The following is a 2,067-nucleotide window of genomic DNA, read 5'->3' on the forward strand; positions in this document are numbered from 1 at the left end:
AGGCGGTGGTCAAGGACTACGTGGCGAGCACGCAGGGAAAGCTGACGCTGCACTTTCTTCCGGGATATGCCCCGGATTTGAATCCCGACGAGCTCGTATGGAGCCATGCCAAGCGCACTGGCAATGCCCTAACAAGTCTGCAAGGCTCCGATGATGAACGCGCCAGGGGTATCGGCACCAGGATTCGAGCCGAGCTTAGACAAGGTAACGAGCCCAGAATCGACGATATGCTGGCAATCGCTATGCAGGCGACGGAGCTCCACGAGGAGGTTAAGCGTCTCGGCGACCTGATCACCGCAGAGTTGAGAAAGATTAACAATCTTCTACTAAATCAAAACAAGGGCTTGGTCCGGGAGCTCGCTTCCCTCCCTTCGCCCCGGCTATCGGAGCGGGACGACGATGATGAGGATGACGATGACGAAACAAGCCGAGTCCTGGCGTCCACAGGGACCTCAGAGGCGCGCGCACTGAATGTTCTTTGGAACGCTCTTCGGAATTGGGCGCGTTCCGTCGCAGAAGGCCGACGGTCACTCGGCGGACAATCAGCCAGGGTCATTGAACTGATCGGCAACAGGCTGCCCTCCGACAACGTTTTCGTGCCGATCGGCAAGAACATCGCGACACGGTCCTGGTTGAGGACGCTACTGCAGGCGCCGCGCATATCAGTACTTGGCTTGCCCGGTGCCTATTCGCGGTTTCGTCGCCAAATGATCCGGGAAGGCAGGCACTATGCTTCGGACGAAACGATTGCCGAAGCTGCAAGCCGCAGCTTGATCTCTCCCGATGAGGTCGACATCGTCCTGCTGGCAATGCTTCGAAACGCTCGACGCGTGGTACGCAACGCGGATGCGAGACGCGACGGCGCAGTCAGGTATGACTGGCTCGAAACGATACGCAGCCGGTATCTCACTCAGGTTTTTGTTGACGAAGCTACCCCTAAAGGACCACGCCGGCAGTAGGGCGCCGCATGGCCGTGATCCACCGTGTGACCTCGTCACGATTCGCAACCGTGATCGGATACGCCCGACCTTCGACAAGTTTCGACGCTCCCGGACTTATATCACTCGTCGTGACTACGAGGCCTCCATCGGCTCCTTCTGCATGAACGTCGGCCCAGAGGGCCTTTACGACGACCTTGCCGATCTTCCGCTTCTCCCGTTTGCACTGAACGATCACAACTGGCGGAACGCCGGGTTTCCTGCCGGCATTCCAAGCGCGAACGTCGACACCGCCGTCATTTCGGCCAGTTCCAAGTTCTACCTCGTAGCCATTTCGGGCTAGCCATTCTGCGGAGAGTCCCTCGAACTGCCGCCAATTTATCTCCTGCAGAAGCTCGGGCTTCCGCGAGAGATAGTTCACAAACCGTTGATCAACGAAACCAGATCCTACGATTGGAAGACGCTCACTCTCGAATAAGTCCATCAGAGCCAAGTGATCCTTCGCTTTCTTCTCACGTTTAAAAAACGGCGACAGAGCTAGGTGGACCGACATAGCCTCCAGCAAATGCTCCATAATTGTCTTACTGGATCCGCCGATGACGCTTTTGATGTCTGAATCCAGTGCGTCCCGATCGAGCGATCCGCTCCTATTGCGTATTTGCAGATGATGATTGCCAACGGCCTCGACTTGGAGGATCGTCTCGAAATCCATCAGCGCGCGCCAGTCCGGCCCCAGTCTTGCGATCAACCGCTGACCCAGGCTCGGCATGCCTGGTTGGTCAGCGGTGCCGAGGGCGTAGAGTAGATCTCCTACCGTGTCCGCATACTCTTCGCTTCCAACGCGCATCAATGCGTCGTCTTGGGTAAATGCTATCCGAAACGGGTGATCCTCCCGGAGGTGCTCGATAAGTTGCTGCCTGCTGAGCGCGAGACCCGAACGTTCGCCGGTATCTTCGCTCAGCGAAGCCACGAACCCTGAGGTAACCATCAGAATGTGTCCCATTACTCATAGGTCAGAAATATAGGCGACATCTGGATGCTTGAAGAAGGAACGCACCAAAGCTGGTCTGTTGCCGATGTCGGCGAGCTGGGTGCGGACTCGGTCTTCCAATTTCTCGCCTGCGCGCAG

Annotated in this window: 1 protein-coding gene and 1 pseudogene; one reads left to right on the forward strand and one right to left on the reverse strand. The window is 57.2% G+C overall.

Translation table 11 applies throughout. The features are described from left to right. Positions 1-167, forward strand: a pseudogene (locus ACZYOF_RS43510) (transposase); the annotation flags it as partial. 769 nt (positions 168-936) lie between these two features. Here ACZYOF_RS43510 and ACZYOF_RS43515 read toward each other — a convergent pair. Continuing rightward, positions 937-1,926, reverse strand: coding sequence for a restriction endonuclease (locus tag ACZYOF_RS43515; RefSeq protein ID WP_463719560.1), 990 nt, complete (start codon positions 1,924-1,926; stop codon positions 937-939). Positions 1,927-2,067: the final 141 nt, after the last annotated feature.

The sequence above is a fragment of the Bradyrhizobium sp. LeoA1Lang genome (genome assembly GCF_055413685.1).

What these genes read in the sequence shown, in the direction of transcription:
- ACZYOF_RS43515 (WP_463719560.1), bottom strand. Translation starts at nt 1,926, where the DNA reads ATGGTTACCTCAGGGTTCGTGGCTTCGCTGAGCGAAGATACCGGCGAA.